This window comes from Lichenihabitans sp. PAMC28606 (assembly GCF_020616535.1).
GTDB lineage: Bacteria > Pseudomonadota > Alphaproteobacteria > Rhizobiales > Beijerinckiaceae > Lichenihabitans > Lichenihabitans psoromatis.
The window spans coordinates 2,235,084-2,254,448 of the sequence record NZ_CP085136.1; the positions used below are offsets into that span (position 1 = coordinate 2,235,084).

Here is a 19,365-nt window from a genome sequence, read left to right on the forward strand (position 1 = left end):
GCTTGAGGTTGTCAGGTGAAAGCTTTGGTGCTGAGCACGTTGATCGTCGGCGCGAGCAATGTTCACGGAGCGGTTCTAACGTTTGCCAGCACCAAAACAAGCGGAAAGCTTCGGTCGGTCGTATCCGCCCAATTGGCCTCTCATTACCAGTCGGAATCCAAATGGGCGCTCGCCCAGCAAGCTTGGCTCGATGCGATCGCTTCCGCAACGAGACGCGGTTTCTACGATCGGGATGCCGTCGCAACCTTCCATCTCAATCTCGCAATGTGTTCCTTTTTCCTTGGCGATCGCGATCAAGCACTCGACCACCTGAACCATGCCAGGCAAGCCGCCCGTGTCGCAGAAACATCAGATTTTCGCTTGCTGGAAGCCCGGTTAAGCCGACGGGACGATCCCGGCCATGCGCTCGCTTTGATGCGCGACGGAGTACGACGGGAACCAGAGAACTCGGCCATCCTCTACGAATTTTGTTCGATCGCGCTCGACGGACCTGATCCAGCCGAGGCCCTGCCCGCCGCAGAAATGTTGAAGCATTGTGACCTCACCGATAAATCGTTCCAACTCCTCGCAGCTGATCTCGCGGAACGCAGCAAACATTGGGTTTTGGCCCGTCGTGAACTGGAGCGGCTTGCAGAACTCGATCCGAAAAACCCGGCAGTCTATAAGCGGCTTATCGCGGTCCTCGAAATCCTTGGCGACGTCGCGGGTGCCAAGGCTGTTGCGATCGCGTCGGCCAAGCAAGTTCCCGGCGAACTGATCGTTTGGCAACACCTGCTCGACATCTACGACAAGTCCGGCCAAATTCGTTCAGCTCGCTTAGTCTGCCGTTTTCTCATGCGAAAATGGGCGCATTCCCGCTGGCATCGATTTAAATATGCCGAGCTTTTAGCAACCGGTGGGTCTCTCAACAAAGCCGATAGTGTCCTTGCATCGTTTGATGGCGAGCGGCGCGAGGCCGACGAGTCGCGAGCCTTGTGGCGGGTAGCGTCCTTGGCGGGGGCGCGTCGTGAGGCCTTGGCTCGCATCCGCTACGTTCGTAGCGTCCAGCCGTTCGATTTTGATCTCGAGCTGGATTATGGCTACGCGCTCGCCGACGCCGAAGGGCCTGCTCAGGCAACGGAGCACTTCTATAACTTGTCGTTACAAACTCGTTTTCATCGACGAGCCTTGCATGCGCTTGCCCATATGGCGGTTCGCGAGCGGAACCCCGCTGCTGTGCTTGCTGCTTGGCGACGTGCGTCGGATATCGCCCCCGATGATGCTTATGCGCTCCGCGAATATTGCCGCGCTCTCGTTGAGACAGGACAAGGTGCAAAAGCGATAGCACTCTGCAGGGTCAAACTTGATATATTCGGGGAAGATCAGGCCTTTGGTGAATTCTTCGCATGGCTGAGCACAGCGGTCGGCCGGTTTAAGGAAACAGAACGCTTCTGTGCAGAAAACCTCGATCGATATTCCAACTCATGGCAACTGCTCGAGAGTGGAGCGACCTGCGCCGGCTATTCCGGAACACTGATGTCGTTCCTCGACGCAATACCGCGGTCGACGTTCTATGTGGCTTATCACGACGACGTCCAACGCCTCTACACAGTCATGCGCATCGCTTGTGTCGCACATGCCGAGCATGCCCTCTACCATCGCTTTCTGATCGGAGACGGCCTTCAGGACGATCATCCCTGGATGCGAGTCTTCGCGGTTCATCAGGATTCTGTCGCGGGTCACGCCACCGATCCGGCTAAATTAGCGATTCCTCCAGGTCAGTCGCAATCGGCCGAGCGACTTTACGAGGGATCGCGCTACGCCGAGATGATTGAAGATCGGCATGTGCCCTTCTTCCAGGCCATGACACAGGACGATATTGAATTGGTGCTCGACGGCAACGAGCGAAGTGGACGTACGATCCATATTTTCAGCAAATTTGAGCAGCAACGGGGCGGTAGCGAACTGCATGCGCTTGATCTTGCCGAGCGTCTTCAGGCCTATGCGCGCGTCGAACTCTGGGCACCTGGATCTTGCCACGCGTCCTTCACGCAACACGGCAGAGTTCGCAGCGTCGATTCCTGGGCCGGCGATCTCCCCGCGCCAGGCGGCATTGTCGTTCTCGTTGGCCTTTATTTTGATCTTGGCCCGTGGCTGGCCGATATCTCGCCGAGCCGCGTGATCGCGCTCTACAACACGTTCGAGGCTCCAAAATGCGTTCTTCGCATCGAGTCGATCTACAAGTGGACCAATGTCCGGATTGAACTTCTGTACTGCTCGCAGATGATGATGGATGAAATGGGCCTGCCGGGCCTCTTTGAACCTTCGCCGACGGACCTCGTTGCGTTTAAACCTGCATCCGAGAAACCAGACGTCTTCACAATCGGGCGGCACAGTCGAGATGTCGTGGAAAAACATCACCCCGACGATGCCAAGGTCTACCGAGCCATTGGCCGACGTGGCGGCCGCTCCATTCTGCTCGGCGGTCTGTCGATGTGTGAGACCTTTGGCGAGATCGACGGCCTCGATCTCCGACCCGCAACAAGTCAGGGCATAACCGCGTTTTTGCAGGAGCTGAGCTGTTTTTACTACCGCACCGGCACCTGGGTCGAACCATGGGGACGGGTCGTGATCGAGGCGCTAGCCTGTGGTTTGCCTGTCGTCGCACATCGGCTTGGCGGTTATGCAGAAATCATTAAACACGGCGAGAATGGATTTCTGTTCGACACAGCAGATGAAGCCATCGCGTATATCGAGTTACTGGCAGACAACCCAGATCTTCGATCGGCGATGAGTCGGAACGCAAGACTGAGCTCGGAATGTATAGTTGGAGAGACAGCTATGCGGCGGTTGGCCGCATTCTACCTTTTCGAGCCACACAAGCTACGAGATCGGGCATACTATACTTCAAAGTCTCTGATTGCCGATACGTTGATGTCAGCGAAGCTGATCGACCGCCATGCCTCGGTTCAAGCGGCCGAATGTTCAGTGTTTTAACGTCTTCGCGCCGTTGTGACGGCGCATGAGACCGTCGACGAGCGCGGATTGGGGGAGAAAGGATGCGCGTCGATCATGGTCAGACTGACGCTGCCGAGTCCGACGATTTTCAGGCTCGTTCTGTGTTGCTTGGTGTAACTGCGTTCATGCAACCGATCATGCAGCTTTCCACCGGCCGCATCGTCGGCTTCGAGGCTTTGGCTCGGCTTGAGAGAGATGACGTGTTGCTAGCTGCATCTCAATTTGTCCCTAGCCTTGGAGGCGAAGAGCGGGTCGCCTTGTTTTTTGAAATGCTGCGTCAGGCATACGATTTTATATTAGCCGAGCGGAAGCAACGCCCAGACCTGACGGTTTCGGTCAATGTCGAACCAGCAATCCTGATGATGGATAATATAGTGTCTTTGTTTGAAATGACACTAGGACCCGACGTTCGCTTTGACGGCATCTATCTCGAGATCCTCGAAAGTGAGAATATACTGGACTTCGATAAGCTATCGCTAAACCTAACTCGTTTAAAAAGGCTTGGCATCGGAATCTCGCTTGACGATGTCGGCTCGGCATATTCGTCTCTGCTGATGCTCAGGCAGCTTCCAATCGACGTTATCAAGCTTGACCGAGCCTTTGCCCGGGAGCTCTTACGCAAGCCGTCAGATCTGCAATTCGTTCACAGCCTGATGTCTTTGGCACGTGGTCTAGGAAAGAAACTGGTTGTCGAAGGTGTCGAGACGACCGAGATCTTGGATGCTCTGACAGTATTAGGCGTGGATTACGGTCAAGGATTTGCGATCGCCGAACCGATGCGGGTCGTGCGCGTTTCCGAATGGTTGGTTGAGCATCGAAAGGAGCGGCGGAGTCGTACACCTGAATCCCTTCTCGGCTGCTATGCTGCCCATCTCGATGTCGTCAAGACTTGTCTGATGGTGAATAATTTGCGCCTTCCTCTTGCATGGGATGGAGACGCAAAGGATCCGCATGCTTGCGGCATCGGCATATACCTTGATCGGCTTGGGCTGCACGACACGGTCTACGGGGCGAAACATAAGGCATTTCATTCGGTTATCGATACTTACAGATCGGATCGCGTGAGCTGGGAGAGAGCCGCCGAGGGTCTCCTGTGCGAGTTTCATAACGCGATTTTAGCAGAGAATGACAGGGGCGATGTTGCTTCGGGTCGGGCAAAGCGGCGTCGATCTCATCATAGGGTCGCTGGTGCGAACGCAAGATCACGGGCGTCTCGTGGAGCTGGGATGCAGCGGACTGAAAGCGATGTCTGAGCCGTCAACAAAGCAGCAAGACAATGTTCGAAATTAATGTTTCGAGTGACCCGAAGGCTTATTCGATATCCAATGCAACCCGCACGTTGCTAATGGTCAACGATTCTTATGCAAATATGCTCGGGTATGAAGCCTGCGAGTTGGTCGGCACCTCATGGAATCGGCTCCTCCCGCCAGAGGAAATCACCCGCGCCACGACACGGTTGGAGTGTCTTCTCGCACATGGAGGTTCGAGGCAGAGTTATATCCAGATGCGGCGATCCGACAGTCGGCTTATCAGGGTCTGTACGGTATCGAGCGTCATTCGTTGTCCTTCAACTGAGCCGATGATTCACTCTTCTCTCGTTCCAGTCCCGGATGAATATACGCAACACTTCAACGACGAGACTTTTCGTGGTGCCGTCGAGTTGATTGAAGAAATGACGTCGGAACTAGCAATTCTGGCATTTCGTCATCGGCTGCTCCGGCTCGAAACAGTACTTCGCAATACGAATATTGTTGCTCTCGAGGAATTGGAACGTCTCAACGATTATCGAAGCCGATCGAGGTAAGTATGTCAGCATCGTGAAACTCAGCCGCTTCGATTTAAGTCGAATCTCGCGTCACCGGTGATCGCTTAAACGGAAGCAACCTCATCGTCGACTTGGGATCGCTGGCTATGATCCAGTGAAATGGACTGAATAGACTACATGCAGTCGCTCATCCGTCGATCTTGATCTGCGGGTGGTCCGTCACGAGGCGGTCTAATGGCCAAGCGGCAATAAGGCTTAATGACCACGGATCTGACCTCTTGACACTTGGCTATCACATCATGTTATTGGTTATATATAATTCGACGGTGATTAGACGTCATCGTCGGTGCGCGATCTACAAAAAACGTGTTCAATTCGGTGTATCGGCCTGTGATTTGGACGTTTGACGTTGGGGCTGATGTAAACGATCAAAACTGAGGCCTACGCGTTTTGCTGCTCAGTTCCCTCTACAGCGAAGCAATCGAAACACCCTACCGGCCGTTCCTGCTCATCGGCAGATCGGACCGTTGGAAGCAATTTCCCTTTCTGGCTGTTCGAGACGAGACAGAACGCTGGGCCGGTATTCTGGCTGGGCTTGGACGTCCATTAGGGTCGGTGGTCTTTCTCGTGTTCGACCATCGAGAGGACATTTACTTTTGCTTTCTCGGAGCCATTCGAGCAGGCCTCATTCCGGCCCTGCTCCCATTCCCGACCCCAAAACAGGATGCTGCCGACTATTGGGCCAGCCACGAGCGGCTGTTTTCCCACTACAGGTCAGGCTGCATCATATCCTACGGGTCTAACATCCACCATTTGCGCGAGATCGTGAACGTGCTGCGATGGGGTGTCTACGATGTCGACGATTTGTCGAGCCAACGGCGCGTCGGCCCATTGCCTCGTCTTGCCGACATCGAGCGAGCTGACCGCATCGCCATTTTGCAGCATAGTTCAGGCACGACCGGGCTCAAGAAGGGCGTGGCGCTGTCCTTCGGACAGATTGACGGACAGGTCGCCGCCTATCGCAAAGCCATTGGGGCCACACGGGCTGACCGCATCGTCTCGTGGCTCCCGCTCTATCATGACATGGGGTTGATGACTGGATTTCTGCTGCCATTGAGCATCGGCAGTATGGTCGTGTCGATCGATGCCTTCGAGTGGCTCGCCGAACCGCTCCGCTTGCTCGACCTCATTGAGCGCTACGCAGGGTCGCTGTGCTGGATGCCAAACTTCGCGTTTCAGCACATGGCCCGTATCGGCGATGGCGCCCGAACCCGCGACCTCTCATCGATGCGCGCTTTCATCAGTTGCTCGGAACCTTGCCGTCCCGAGACTTTCGAGCGGTTCGTTGCCGCTTTCGCGTCGAGCGGCGTGACGCCTTCGATGCTGCAAACGTGTTATGCCATGGCCGAAACGGTTTTTGCGGTCACGCAAAGCCAACTTGGACGCGAGCCAAGGTCGATTGCGTTGGACGGCCAAGCGCTCGACAACGGCACTGTCGTGATGAGCCGGCACGATCGTTCGGGCGCCCGCAAGCTCCTCTCCTGCGGTCCTGCCCTTGAGGGCGTCGAGGTTCGGATCGACAGTCGTCCGACGACCGAAGCGGGCACGCCGCTGACGATCGGTGAAATCGTCGTCAAGGCCGACTTCATCGTCCACTCCTATTACGCTAATCCCGACGCGACCGCCGAAGCGTTTGACAGTGGTTGGTACAGGACCGGCGACATGGGCTTCCTGCACGACGGAGAGGTGTTCATCTGCGGTCGCCGGAAGGAGATGTTAATCATCCACGGTCGCAATTTCTACGCAGGCGACATCGAGGCGATTGTCGGATCGGTGGAGGGCGTCAAACCCGGCCGCGTTCTGGCTTATGGCGAGTTTGACGCCGCTGCCGGCAGCGAAGAGGCTGTTGTTCTGGCTGAGACGACCGTCGATGGTTCAGAGGCCCGGTCGGCGCTGAAGGGGCGCATTCGGGCGGCCGTGCTCGACCGACTCGATCTCACCATCAAGGCGGTCGACCTCCGCGACGTGGGAACCCTCGCCAAGACCACCAGCGGAAAGATCCTGCGAAGCGCGCGCGGGGCGGATCCATCAACAGCCGCGACGATTATGCCTCTGCCCTTAGGCACACCGGAGAAGACCGACCGATCTCGGACGACGATCCCGAAAGATCCAGCCCCGAGTCGAGACGAGCCGCGCGACATCCTGTCTGTTGTCATGACCGTCATTGCGGAAACGTTCGATGCCGAACCCGGTGCCATCACGCCGCAGACGGTTCCGTCCGACATCGACGGTTGGGACTCTCTTGGATATTCGATCTTGCTGATGCGCTTGTCGCGTCAGTTGCGGGTCGAGATAGACGAGCATGCGGCCGCAGGCGCCCGAACCGTCGGGGAGCTCATCGAGCGCCTTGCACAGCAGCGGCGGCACGTGTGACGATCGGTTCTCAACCCCTCCCCGGCAGCATCTCGCCTGATCTCCCGCGCGAGCGAACGATCCAAGACAAGTCACAGACGCAAGCCGGGGAGCCAGAAAACGACGCAGTGTTGCGCGGGCGGAACGGTCGTCTGTTCCTCAAAAAATTTGTCGGTTTCGACTGCGAGCACTTCATGAGTGGCCGGCCGTTCCGACCGGAAGACTTGCGCTTGTGGCGACTTAGGCTCGAGCGGCGGGCAACGGCCTTGCGAAAGCGCGGTATTCCTTATGTGTTTTTGATCGCGCCTGATGCGCATTCGATCTACCCCGAAGACCTACCGCCCAGCGTCGCTCCCTTTCAGCCGCCAGGGCAGATCTTCTTCGACGCCATGCAGGGCATCGATAATCTAACAATCGTTTATCCTCGTCGCGAGCTCATGGCAGCAAAAGGCGGGCTCGATCCATACAAAAAGAACGATACGCACTGGAGTTCTTATGGGAGCTTCATCGCTTATCGTGAAGTTTGCGCCGCCATGCGAGGCCTCGTCGATTTTCATCAAATCGAATTCCGCGACGTCGAATACCGTTTGACGCGTGACTATGGCGATTTAGGAGCTTTGACGAGCCCCGAACAACCCGAGCAGATCGGCATCCCCAATTTCGCGCGGCAGGCCGCCTCAATGCAGATATTTAACCAGGGACCATGGCGCAACAATATTCAGACTTATTATTCGCCGGGCGCACCTCTATCGAAAGCATTGATCTTCCGTGACTCGTTCATGACTGAACAAGCAGCCTATTTTATCCGCAGTTTCTCAGACACGATGCTCGTCGGGTCCACGATCCGGCTCTATCTTGATGCCGTTGATCTTTATCGCCCGGATATCGTCATCAACGAGATGGCCGAGCGCCTGTTATTTTCCCGCGAGACGGACCATCAAATCGATGGCTTTGCGGAGACCTACCAGACGGATTATCGCTCGCCGCGCGGGCGGGACGCTCTCGCGGCGATGCTTCATCTTGGTCGCGGGGAGGCCAGTTTGGCCCTTCAGATCATAACGAGCTGGCCAGTCGACACCCATCTTGACCCCGACCACGCCTTCCTGGCCGCAAGGGTCTGTGTCGCCAACAAGGAATGGCAGCGTGGCCTCGCCTTCGTGTCCCACGCCCTCGCGGCCGACCGTAGAAGCGGCGCGCTGCTCTGCGTCGCCGCCCAGGTGCACCTCGGCCTCGGCCATCTCGACGAATCGAGCCGCCTCGCAGCAGCTGCGTCGATCCGGTCGCCAGACAATGCCCATTTCCATGCGATGGAGGCGTATATTCAAATTTTTATGGGCCGCCATGTCGAAGCGAGAGCCATCCTGGTCCGTGCATCGCGAGCCCTCGCCGACGACCCGCATCTGTCTTATCTTCTCAGCATTGCGGCCTTGGCGAGTGGCGATCGGGTCGCAGCACGCGCCGCGCTTGATGACGCGTTGAATCTGGACCCAGGCAATCCCGAATTTCTGCAGCATGACGGGGTGATGAAGCGCTCGAGCGGGCCTGAGTCGGACAGGCTCTGAGCTCAATCGGATTGCGGATAAGACGAGTGCTGTTTCAAGGTCTCTTGATCTCCACCGCCTCGTGTTCATCGGCGATACCGGGGCCAGCACCTAGATGGCGCGACAACACGGGCAAGCGCGGCACGGTCAGCCGCTGAGAGCGAGCAGATCTTGTTCCTGCGCTCAACACGAGCGTCGATGCCTTCTCACCTGCCGAATGCCAACGACGTCGGACAGCAGAGTATAACGCAGACCGACCGACCAATGCTCTAAGCGAAAAGACGAGACTTTTCAGTTCACGGCATCGGCAAACCGCAGAAGACCCCGATCAGATGTGCCTAAAGCACGGATCTGATCCAGTCGGTCCCGCATCAAAGTGCCGATCAAATCATAGCTCAGGGTCGCACCGATAGAAATCCGCGCAGCGTCTCCTAGCCTCCGCCGCAGAGCCACGTCGGCCGCGACGGCCCGCATGGCTGCCACCGCCTCGCCGTGATCGGGGTCAGCCCACCACTGTCCTGCGCCGAACGGGTAATCTCCCGAGCGGACCGGAACCATGCGGTAGCCGATCGGGATGACGGTCCGGTGGGATGTGAAATCCGTGTTGCCCGAATAGTTCGTACAGATCACTGCTTTGCCGCGCGCCATGCATTCAGCGATCCAGAGGCCGAAACCTTCCGAGCGATGCAACGAAACAAAAGCGTCGCAAGCCTCCTGCAAATCCGCAATGTCGCTTGGCGAGAACACGGCGTCGAGCAGCACAATCCTGTCGTCGCCCGCAACGGCGGCTTGCAGGCTGCCCATCTCGTGTCGAGACGTGTCGCCGCCATGACATTTGATCACCAGGATCGGCGATCGGGCATCGCGTTCCGGAAAAGCATCGCGAAACGCCCGAACCGTCGCGAGAGGATTTTTCCGGGCCATGTAGGACTTGAAGTCAAAGGCGGTCAAAAACGCAAAGCGCTCGGGCGGAATGGCCAACCGGCGACGGATTGCGGTGCGATCGAGATGGCCCGTGGGCAGCACGGGCACGGGATGCGGCATGACCCTCACGGGCTTATGCGTTCGCGCCGCAAAAGCTGTCGCGCTGAACCGCGACGGGGTCCAGACCTCATCCACCTTGTCGAAGGCCTTTTCCCACTCGAAAGGGACTTGGCCGAGTTCCCAGGCCCAGTAGCCGATCCGGTAGCGACCCTTGAGGCGGCCTGGGTCGATCAAGCTGTCGATCCGCATCGTCTCGTCCGCATTGACATGCAGCAGCAGGCAATCAAACGGGGACGGGCCTGTCGCGAGCGGCATGCCGGCGTCGATCTGGTTGTCGGAGGCGCCCGCCTCGAGCAGATAGGCCCGGCACGCAATCCCGGCAGACGTCGCGGCCCGCAATCCATGCCGCGCGGCGTTGCCGACACCCGTTTCGGCGCGGAAATAGCCGTAGATCCCTAGACCGGGCTTCAGGCTTACGGCGGCATTCGTCACGTGCTCGCCGCCCGGACCTGCCATCTGACGCTCTGCTGCGCGGACGAGAGGAGCCGGAATCGTATGTTCGAGAGACCCGCTCGACACGAACCACGCCGCAAAGCCGCGTCGTCCTTCCGCTGTCGCTAGCGGATAGGCCGTTCGCACATCAGCCCGGGCCAACCAGATCGCATAGCCGAGCCGCGTCACGGGTGCGCCTTCGTCCTGCATCACGGACGGCTCTAGCATTTCGTAGAGATCGAGGTCGGTTCCGAAACATCTCTCGTAGGTCTGCGGCCCGGACCATCGCTGCGCGGCATAGACGCGGCGCATGTCGTCCGTAAAGCGCAAGCCATTCGACAGACAGCCATAGAAATAGGGAATTTTGTCCAGCCGCACGCCATCGAGCGTCGCATGAGCGTCCAAACGCTTGAGGTAGTCGAACAGCAACTCCTTTACCGGGCCGATCGTCTCGACGGTGAGACGGTTTTGATGCTTTGAAAAAATCGTGCGGTCGCCGCGCACGACTCCGCTGAAGTGGAAGAAATGGAGCGATTCTCCGCGCGCCTGCCACAAGCCCGGGTCAGTGGCGGGACGATCGACCTGGCGATGCGTCAAGTTCCAATAAGCGACGTTGTAGCCCGGATGAAGGAGAATGGCGGTTGTCGCCACGTAGGCCGGAGCCAGATCCATGAATTTCTGATCGACAAAAAGACCGTGTTCGAGATCGACCACGCATTTGGTCAGAAGCTGCTCTCCCCACCATGATAGAAATTGCTGGCTTGCTTGGCTGCGCCTGAAAGCAACGAATCCGAGATTGTAGACGCCGGTCTGAAGCAGACGCACATCGTTAGGCTCGTCGCCCTGGTCGAGCGGCTCGGTGCTATGCGGCGTCAGAACGAGGTCACTGCCGTGTTCGAGCAGATCGTGGACATGGGTCAAAGGACGAAAGACGCGGATGTCGGGATCGAGATAGATGGCGGCGTCGGCCTTCGCCACGTCGAACAGCCAAGCAAAGCAAAACGGCTTGATGGCCGTATTCATCTCCATACAGGTGTAGCGCGCCGCCATATCGAAATGAGTGTCGATCCCAAGCTTCCGGCTCTCGATACACGGAAAACCGAGGGCGTCAGGATCGAAACGTCCGGCGACTTCGTCGACGAGGAAGAGCACGAACAAGGCATCGACGCCTGATTCCTGCAGAGAGGCATGTAGAGTTCTCGCGTAAGCGAGGTAATTGACCGAGCAAATGCTGAAGTAGACGGGTTGCGTTAGAGCTGTCATCGCCGGACCGCGACGACGGATGCGGGCGAGTCGTTCGGCCGCCGCTGATTCTGAACGAGCGAGAGCGTCGGGCGATCGACGCCGTCGCGATCGGCCTCGGCGAGGCTCCCGATGCCGCGGAAATTCCGTTCGGCACGCTCGATGACGCATGGCTCGAGACCGAACCTGCGTTCCGCCTGTCGGACGAACCACGTCTTGAGCGCGAGGAGGTCGTCCTGGTTGTCGAGATCGAACACCGATCGGAGGGTTAGATCCGTGCTCCAGACGTAATGGACGAGACGCGGCGCCGACAGCGCCCGACCGTCTTGCCGACCAACTAGAACAGGTTGCATCATCCAATCTTCGATGTCGGCGAACGGGTCGCTTGCCCATGACGCAACCGTGTCGGCGAACAGCCGCCGGACCACGCGCTGGATCGAGACGCCGCTCGCGAAGGCGCCGTAGGAATAGGGCTGTGATCGCATCGTTTTTATGCCATGCCGGATCAAAGCCTCTCGATAGCCATCCATCAACTTGGCGAGAGCGCTATCGCCCACGGCAGAAAACATTGATGTATGGCGCGACAGGCGCCGGGGTGCATCGACATCGAAGCCGCTGAAATGAAAGAACTGCAGGTCGCTGTCATCGACCAACCAAGCGTTTTCCTCGCCTGACAGGCGATGTTCGGCCAGGTTCCAATAGGCGAGGTTCAGGCCGGGATCTCGCAGGATCTGCGCGCCCGCGGTGAAGCCCGGCACGAGGTCGAAGAATTTTTGGTCGACAAAGAGACCCTCATCGACGCGATTGAGACAGTGATGAACGAGATGACTCGCCCACCAGCGGAGCCAGACGAGAGCCTCAGGCCGGGACGACACGCCGAGAAAACCAAGATTATATGTTCCAGCCTGGAGAATGGTAAGATCGGTCGGTGCCACGTGCCCTAAAGCCGGTTGATGAAGATGCGGCGTGAGCAGAAAGCAGGCGTCGCGCCATAGCCGTTGCAGGACGTCCTCGGAACGGCCGAAAATCTGAATGTCGGGGTCGAAGTAAAGCGCTGAATCGTAGTTGAGTTCGGTCAGCAACATCAACAGGAGGAACGGTTTGATGGCCGTGCATAGTTCGACTTGATCGTAGCGAAACGCCATGCTGTCGAAATCGGGAATGCCGAGCTGCGCCGCGAGAATGACGTCGCAACCCTCGATTGATTTAAAGTCGAGCACAGCATCGCGATCGACGATGCAGATACAACAGCGCGCTTCCGGATAGAAATGCCGCACGCCTTCGAACAAGGTCTTGACCTGCGCGATGTAATTGTTGGACGCGATTGTGCAGACCACCAGCGACCCCGGATGAGCGGCGGGAGTCAGCGACCCAGACGCCGACGATCCGAAGGTCAGCGCGGATGGATGCGCATCGCTTCCGAGCGACCGAATTTCCCGAAAGGCCCGGTCATCGCCCGGAGACAGCTCGAGAACCTTCCGATAGGCCAATAGGGCCGCCTCGTGGTTCCCCATCAGTTTCGAAAGGTGACCTCGCTGCAAATGCTTGTCGGCGTCGCCCGGGTCGATCGCGATGGCCTTGTCATAGGCGGTCCGAGCGACATCGTAATCAGCCGATTCTTTTGCGGAATGTCCGAGTTGCATCCAGATGTCGGCGCGCTCCGGCGTCGACTGGAGCACCGAAGCGTAGAGCCGCGCGGCGGTCGTCCATTCGCGCAGATCGCGAGCCAAATCGGCGAGCTCGAGGCTGACTTCTGGCTGGTTTCGCGAGGGTTTCAGCCGCAAGGCGGCCCGGTAGTTGGTTGCTGCGCCGTCCCAGTCGCCACTGGCGCGCTGCACGTGACCGAGTTGCAGCAACGGATCGGGGTTGCCCGGGGCAAGGTCCCGTCCACGCTCATAGGCTAGCTTTGCCGCGTCGAGATCGCCGCGCTCCTTCTCGGCATGGCCGAGTTGAACCCAGATATCGCTTCGGCGAGGTACCTGCTCAAGGACCTTTGAATAATGTCGGGATGCGGCTGGCCAGTCGGCTCGGTCTCGCGCGGCATCGGCATGCCACAAATGTTCGTCGACGTTCGAGCGAGATCCAGAAATCAGCGCCAATAACTTCTTCAAGGCCATTGGAGCGTGTGACATCTTGGATTCCGCGCTGCCTGATGACGTCGCTCCAGATTGCGGACCAACGATGATGCATGGCTCGTCCTCTATCAATACATTTGTGGTATGGGTTTGTGAACTTAATTATATGACGCAGGACGTTGAGCCCTCGGCAAATGTCAGCATCGATCAACGTCGACGTGAGCCTTCGCTTTGCCGCCTTGGCCCTTGCACGATCTCAAAGCCGAGCGAGCCCCGATGGGGCAAGCAGGGCTGACCGAGGAGATGGAGCGTTCCTATCGACAACCGGTCCCGGTCAGGAGATTTCCTGCGGGCGGCACCGACGCGGAATGCCGGTTCACCAACTGCTCAATGAAGCGGGTTGAGAAAATCTCCTCCCATGTCGCCTTCACGGGTCGGTAGATGTTGCGTTCCCGCTCCTCAAACTGGCCGACCCGCGCGATCGCTTCCTCAAGCGCCGACACGATTCCGGCGACGGTCGGAGCGCATGGCACGATATTGGCGCAGATGGCGCGAAGCTGATCGGCAGATCGGTTCTCAAACGTGTTCGTCACGACAAGGCCACCCGTGGTGGCGAATTCGAACGGCATGACGCTCGGATGTGGCGCATACATGAGGCTGACGCCGATATCGAGCGATCCAAAATAGCTATGGTATTCTTCCTCTGACATGCGCGGAACGATCCGCAGCATATGGCGACCGCCAAGCGGGATCGGGTCATGTGCCACCAACGCGCCAACTCCGAGGATTACCCACTCGCGGCCCAGCAGATTGCGTTCGCAGATGTCACGGAGCCCGAGAACCAGAAGCTCGAACATATTCCGGGCCGCATGCCCCTCGGGTCTTGCATAGACGGCCATGACCCGACGCTCGCGGGACGCCATGGCGACAGCGGTCTGCGCGGGCAATTGTCCGATGCGATGATCGAAGACCGCGTAGTCGAGCCCCTCCTCCACGTCTGATTTTGCGAAGACGCCGACCTTCTTGGCTTTCAGAAAATCCAAGAGATAGTGGCTGTTGATGATCGGGTAGTGCGGAAGGGTGAACGCTTCCTGCACCACCGCCCGGATCGATCCGTAATCGTAGAAAATGGGCTCGTATTCCTGGCTGAGCAGGAACGGTATCGCGCCTCCCGTCAAGGCGACCAGGTCGGTGGCGATCCAGAGATCCCAGGTCGAATATGCGACGAAGAAATCGGCTGCGGCGACCTCAAGACCGTCTCCGTTGGCGGTGTTGAAGACGGGCATCTCTTTGATGGTCTGGCGAAGTGTGGCCGATCGCTCGCGATAGATGAAGTAGTCCTTTGTGGCGTTACGATCTTCGGTACAAACGATCGCGACGTGGTAGCCGCTGGCCTTGAAGGCCCGCAGCAACTCGAAGCCGGCGCCATATCCCCCGAATGTCAGATCGGGATTGATTGTCGGAAACAGGAACCACACTGTCGGCATCGACCGGTCGACGGTTCGTGCCGTGACCTTCCGACGGCGACATTCGATATTGTTGAGCCGGTCGAGCAAAACCGGGTTGGTGACGCCAGGGCTTCTCGCCTCAAGGGCGGATTGCAGATCGAAGCTTGGCCGACGTCCCTCCGCGCGCCCGGCAACCAAAAAATGATAGAAGCCGCTCGGGATCCGTCCGTCGTCGATCGCCTTTCGAATATCCGGGTAGAAGGCGCGATACCATATCTCGTCGAACCAGTCGTTCGGGGCATGCCCCGCCCGCACGCCAACCACGATATAGTGGAGAAAGGCATTGCTGCGTAAGCGCTCCGCTTCGTCGCCGGTCATGTAGCGGGCACGGTAGTAGTGCTGGTCGAACTCAGCCGCGATCACGTCGCGTTTCCCGACGTTCCAATCGAGTTCGGCTCTGCCGCTCGTTCCGTTCGCGTCGAGCCCCATGAAGCGACCGAAGAGATTGTAATGCTGCACGGGCGTGAAGATCGGAAAATGATCGAGAAACAGCCGGACCTGCGGATTGATATGGCGATAGGCCGGCTCGACGGAGCCTTGCTCCTCCCCAACAAATGGAGCGTCCTCGGCAAGCGCATACATCACCGGATTGGGCCAACGTCCCTCGCGACCGCCAGAATTAACGAAATGAATGAACCCCGAACCAATGTCGCCCGCCCGCAAGGCTCCTGCGATATCGGGATAAAACGTCCTGTACCAGAGTTCATCAAACATCGGATTGGGACTGAACAGTCTCGCCTGCGGATGGGTGAAATAAGCCAGGACCACATCCTGATCGATCGTTCCCGGCGAGATCAGCCCGAGTGCCGACAATGGTTCCCGTAAGACAGCAGCGTCGACGCAGGCGAGAAGATCTCGAGCCAAGCGGGCTCCAAACAGCCGGACCATGTCGTCGAGACCGAACGTGGAAGCCGGATCGCCATCCAGACGATTGGGTTTCCCGCCCGTCGGATTTTGCTCCGCCTCGACCGCGACCGTCGCGCCGTCGCGCGACATCATCGTATCGTGATCCAAGGCTGCGGCAGGGTCGTCTCGCCGACGCACGAACGGGATCAGGATGCGCATCGCGCCGCCTTTTTTTCCTGGAGCCTTGAACGCGATCAATCGATTGCTCAAACGTCTGACAGCCGTAAATATATCTTTTGTATCTCTACGATATCGTATTTTATTCTACAAGCGACCGGAAAGATTGTTGCGTCGGCCTTCGACCACGATCGTTTCGATCGTCATCCCATCGATTGCAAAGGAGATCGATCGTGCTGAGGACCCGTGAAGCCGCTGACGTCGATGCTCAGGATCCGGATCATTTGATCGACCTGACGCTGGTGAGGCCAACCGTAGTGGGTGCCACGATCTCGGTCCGATCCCGCTTCAGCGCGGTTCGTTTTTTGACGATCCTGTGTGATGGAAAACCGTGGGCAACGGTGCCGACATTTCCGCGCGACGGCGGTGATGGCATCACCTTCTCGTGTCAGCTTCCGATGGTCGACCGGGATCGCTCCATGCGGGTCGAGGCGCGGAACGCTGAGACGCAGGAGGTTCTCGGCCTCAAGGTCTTCAATGTCGGTCCGCTTTACAATTCCCTCGGCCTATCGGCTGCGCTTGTGCTCGACGGTGCACATGGACCGCTGATGTCGATGTTCGGCTTGTCGTTTGACGGGGTGAAGCTGGTGATCTCGGGAGGCCAACTCCCCCCGAACGGCGACCCCAGTCAGTTGCGGGTCGAGTTCGATGCCGGTGTCGCCTACACGGTCGAATACCCTCTGCCCTCGCCGGACTTCGAGACGCACTACTGGTATTGGCCGAATGCGGGTCTTTCAGGCATTCGGATTACGGTTGATCTGCTCGCTTGCGCCCCAGGTGCGGATCCGTTTCGCTTCCGTCTCGTCTATCCTGACCTTGAGTTACTTGGGGGAGAAGCGAGACGAAAACTGGCTGCGACGGCGCTCGTCCCGACCGCGAGGACGGTCTACATCCCGTCCAATCTGTCATCGTTCATCGGTTTTCCGGGCAACATCACGCAACTGACCCGCGTGCAGGGCCACGATAGCCCGCAGAGCGTCACTTTCACGGGCTATTCTGTCTTTCGGGCGCTGGAAGCCATCATGGCGCGTCATGGGATACGACCGTCGACAGGCACGACTGTGCTGGATTGGGGTTGCGGGCATGGTCGGGTGACCCGGCATTTTATTCAAAATTGGCAGGACGCCCGCATCAGCGGCGTCGATATCGACGCCGAGAACGCCGCATGGTGCAACGAGAACCTTCCTGACGGCACATTCTCTCAAGTGCCGCTCTGGCCGCCGACCAGCCTCAAGGCTGCCTCGTTCGACGTGATCTTCGGTATCTCGGTCATGACGCATCTGACGGCCGAGGCGCAGCAGGCGTGGTTGGAAGAGTTGGCCCGTCTTCTGAAACCGGGCGGACTCGCCCTCTTGAGCTTCGCAGGACCGGGAGCTGTCGCCTTCTCGTCGTTCTGGCGCGACCGGCCCTGGTGGGACGCATGGCTCCGAAGCGGCTTCGACGACCAGCAGTCAGACTCGGCCCTGCAGGGCAAAATCCCCGACGCGACCTATTATCGAAACAGCTATCAAATGTCGGACCACGTACGCCGCACTTATTCCAAATATCTCGATGTGGTCGCGATCGAGCTCGAACAGTTCGGCTATCAGGATCTCGCTGTTCTAAGAAAGCGGACCTGACCGCGGCACGATGCGCCAGACCACCTGCACCCTGTCGAGCCCAAGGCCGGCGACAAGGATGACCTTCTCCGTTGAATCGGCAATCGCCTGAACCGAAGCGTCATTGCACCCGATCTTCGGCTGCGGGGTATCGGTTCATGGGTGGGCGGCTGGTTGCGACGCCGCACGGACCGGCCGGCATGCTGATGTATGACGACGACCACGGCGCAAGGATTGCCATGCTGGTGCGGCCGATGGCAACCGATGCCGCAACGACACTTCAGGCCACACGAGCGGCGATCGGGGTCTCGGCCGCGTTGGAGCGGTTTGCACGCCGGAGCTTCCGCGTTTCAGACGACATCGGCAGGAAAGGCGAAGAGGACTTTGCAATCGCTCCGCGCGAAACCAATAAGGTCGCGGGCATCGTTGACCTGACGCGGTGCCGCACTGGGCAAGCGAGCGGCGAGCTCCACATGGCGGGAATGACACGCTCCTTCACATTGACTCGCTCGGCAGCCCTCGGCCGGCTCGCTTCCGTCACGCCTCACCTCGGCCGTGCTTACACGTCCAACCGCAACACCGATGTCGGATCGGAACGCGAGCCGACCACCAGCGCCCTGTCGCCTTTCCTGCGTCGCCGCCTCCTGCTCGAGGAGGAAGCTGTCGCAGCCGCTCTGGATGATCATGGGCCGGACGAGGCGAGCAAGTTCATCGAAGAGGTTTTTTGGCGCTCCTACTTCAAGGGTCACCTCGAGACCCGGCCAACGATCTGGACCAACTACCTTGATCTGGTGGCAGAGGGTCGTGACCAGCTCGGCGCAGAGCCGACCTTGCGACGAGCCTTTGACCGCGCCGTGACCGGCAATACCGGAATCGACGGATTTGACGATTGGGCTCGCGAGCTCACGGAAACCGGTTGGCTGCATAATCACACGCGCATGTGGTTCGCCTCGATCTGGATCTTTACCCTGCGGCTGCCTTGGGCGCTCGGAGCGGAGTTTTTTCTTCGTCACCTGATCGACGGTGATCCGGCCAGCAACACCCTGTCATGGCGCTGGGTGGCGGGGCTGCATACGCCCGGAAAGGCCTATGCGGCACGAGCCGACAACATCCGACGCTTTACCGACGGCCGCTTCTCGCCTCGAGGATTGAACGAAACCCCTGTCCCGCTCGAGGAGCCCGAGCGGCGCGACGCTATCGCCCTGCCCCGCGCCGGCCTCGCAACAAGTGGTGAGGTCGCGCTCCTGCTGCATCTCGACGACCTGAACCCGGAAAGCCTCGACCTCGGTGGCGCGCGCGTGACGCGCATCGGCGGACTTCTGGCCCATGCGCCTGATGCGGCGCCGTTGGTCCGACACGCCGACGAGCAGGCGATGTCTGACGGCCTGGCGCGGGCCGAAGCTCACTTCGGCTGCGCGGCGCGTCCTGTCACCGAGGGCTGGGCCGATGGCCTGCCGATCGTCACGCCGTGGGCCCCGGTGGGTCCATCGGCCACGGCGCTTCCCGCGGCCAGCATCCGACTCCGACGCCAATGGGACGATCTCGCTTGGCCGCGATCGACGCGCGGATATTTTCAGGTCAAGACCGCGATCCCGACCATTCTTCGGCACGTGCTAGGTCGCTGACGGCGCTGGGTTGGGCCACGCTCGTCTCGTTTGAACAGCCACA

General features: G+C 58.9%; 10 protein-coding genes. 7 read left to right on the top strand and 3 right to left on the bottom strand.

The features are described 5' to 3' along the window. Positions 1 to 15: 15 nt before the first annotated feature. From LGH83_RS10560 to LGH83_RS10580, 5 genes are all read left to right on the top strand, one after another. On the top strand, positions 16 to 2,976 hold the full coding sequence (locus LGH83_RS10560; RefSeq protein ID WP_227398647.1) for a glycosyltransferase: 2,961 nt from the start codon (positions 16 to 18) through the stop codon (positions 2,974 to 2,976). A 62-nt stretch (positions 2,977 to 3,038) separates the two neighbouring features. Next, complete coding sequence (locus tag LGH83_RS10565) at positions 3,039 to 4,250, top strand: EAL domain-containing protein (protein ID WP_227398648.1); 1,212 nt, start codon at positions 3,039 to 3,041, stop codon at positions 4,248 to 4,250. Positions 4,251 to 4,273: 23 nt separating this feature from the next. Next, complete coding sequence (locus LGH83_RS20105) at positions 4,274 to 4,801, top strand: PAS domain-containing protein (protein ID WP_227398649.1); 528 nt, start codon at positions 4,274 to 4,276, stop codon at positions 4,799 to 4,801. A 411-nt stretch (positions 4,802 to 5,212) separates the two neighbouring features. Next, entirely contained in the window at positions 5,213 to 7,195 is a 1,983-nt protein-coding gene (locus LGH83_RS10575) for a non-ribosomal peptide synthetase (RefSeq protein WP_227398650.1), read from the top strand. A gap of 173 nt (positions 7,196 to 7,368) precedes the next feature. Further along, the gene (locus LGH83_RS10580) at positions 7,369 to 8,736 is read left to right on the top strand and encodes an alginate O-acetyltransferase AlgX-related protein (protein ID WP_227401808.1); all 1,368 of its coding nucleotides are present in this window, start codon (positions 7,369 to 7,371) and stop codon (positions 8,734 to 8,736) included. A gap of 270 nt (positions 8,737 to 9,006) precedes the next feature. Here LGH83_RS10580 and LGH83_RS10585 read toward each other — a convergent pair whose 3' ends face one another. From LGH83_RS10585 to LGH83_RS10595, 3 genes are all read right to left on the bottom strand, one after another. Continuing rightward, positions 9,007 to 11,454 carry a glycosyltransferase gene (locus LGH83_RS10585; protein WP_227398651.1) on the bottom strand — a complete coding sequence of 816 codons (2,448 nt, stop codon included), beginning with the start codon at positions 11,452 to 11,454 and terminating at the stop codon, positions 9,007 to 9,009. Further along, positions 11,451 to 13,565, bottom strand: coding sequence for a tetratricopeptide repeat protein (locus LGH83_RS10590; RefSeq protein WP_227398652.1), 2,115 nt, complete (start codon positions 13,563 to 13,565; stop codon positions 11,451 to 11,453). Before LGH83_RS10590 ends, LGH83_RS10585 begins: the two co-directional genes overlap by 4 nt. A gap of 257 nt (positions 13,566 to 13,822) precedes the next feature. Further along, positions 13,823 to 16,081: a hypothetical protein gene (locus LGH83_RS10595; RefSeq protein WP_227398653.1), complete on the bottom strand. Its 2,259-nt coding sequence runs from the start codon at positions 16,079 to 16,081 to the stop codon at positions 13,823 to 13,825. 191 nt (positions 16,082 to 16,272) lie between these two features. Here LGH83_RS10595 and LGH83_RS10600 point away from each other — a divergent pair, with 191 nt between their 5' ends. Continuing rightward, positions 16,273 to 17,718: a class I SAM-dependent methyltransferase gene (locus tag LGH83_RS10600; protein WP_227398654.1), complete on the top strand. Its 1,446-nt coding sequence runs from the start codon at positions 16,273 to 16,275 to the stop codon at positions 17,716 to 17,718. Between the two features lie 179 nt (positions 17,719 to 17,897). Further along, positions 17,898 to 19,322 (top strand): FAD-binding domain-containing protein, encoded by a 1,425-nt coding sequence (locus tag LGH83_RS10605; RefSeq protein WP_227398655.1) that lies wholly within the window; start codon positions 17,898 to 17,900, stop codon positions 19,320 to 19,322. Positions 19,323 to 19,365 lie beyond the last annotated feature (43 nt).

Bases quoted from the DNA above. Each gene is read 5' to 3' on its own strand.
- LGH83_RS10565 (WP_227398648.1), top strand. From the start codon at position 3,039: ATGCGCGTCGATCATGGTCAGACTGACGCTGCCGAGTCCGACGATTTT.
- LGH83_RS20105 (WP_227398649.1), top strand. From the start codon at position 4,274: ATGTTCGAAATTAATGTTTCGAGTGACCCGAAGGCTTATTCGATATCC.
- LGH83_RS10580 (WP_227401808.1), top strand. From the start codon at position 7,369: ATGAGTGGCCGGCCGTTCCGACCGGAAGACTTGCGCTTGTGGCGACTT.
- LGH83_RS10585 (WP_227398651.1), bottom strand. From the start codon at position 11,454: ATGACAGCTCTAACGCAACCCGTCTACTTCAGCATTTGCTCGGTCAAT.
- LGH83_RS10590 (WP_227398652.1), bottom strand. From the start codon at position 13,565: ATGTCACACGCTCCAATGGCCTTGAAGAAGTTATTGGCGCTGATTTCT.
- LGH83_RS10595 (WP_227398653.1), bottom strand. From the start codon at position 16,081: ATGCGCATCCTGATCCCGTTCGTGCGTCGGCGAGACGACCCTGCCGCA.
- LGH83_RS10605 (WP_227398655.1), top strand. From the start codon at position 17,898: ATGCTGATGTATGACGACGACCACGGCGCAAGGATTGCCATGCTGGTG.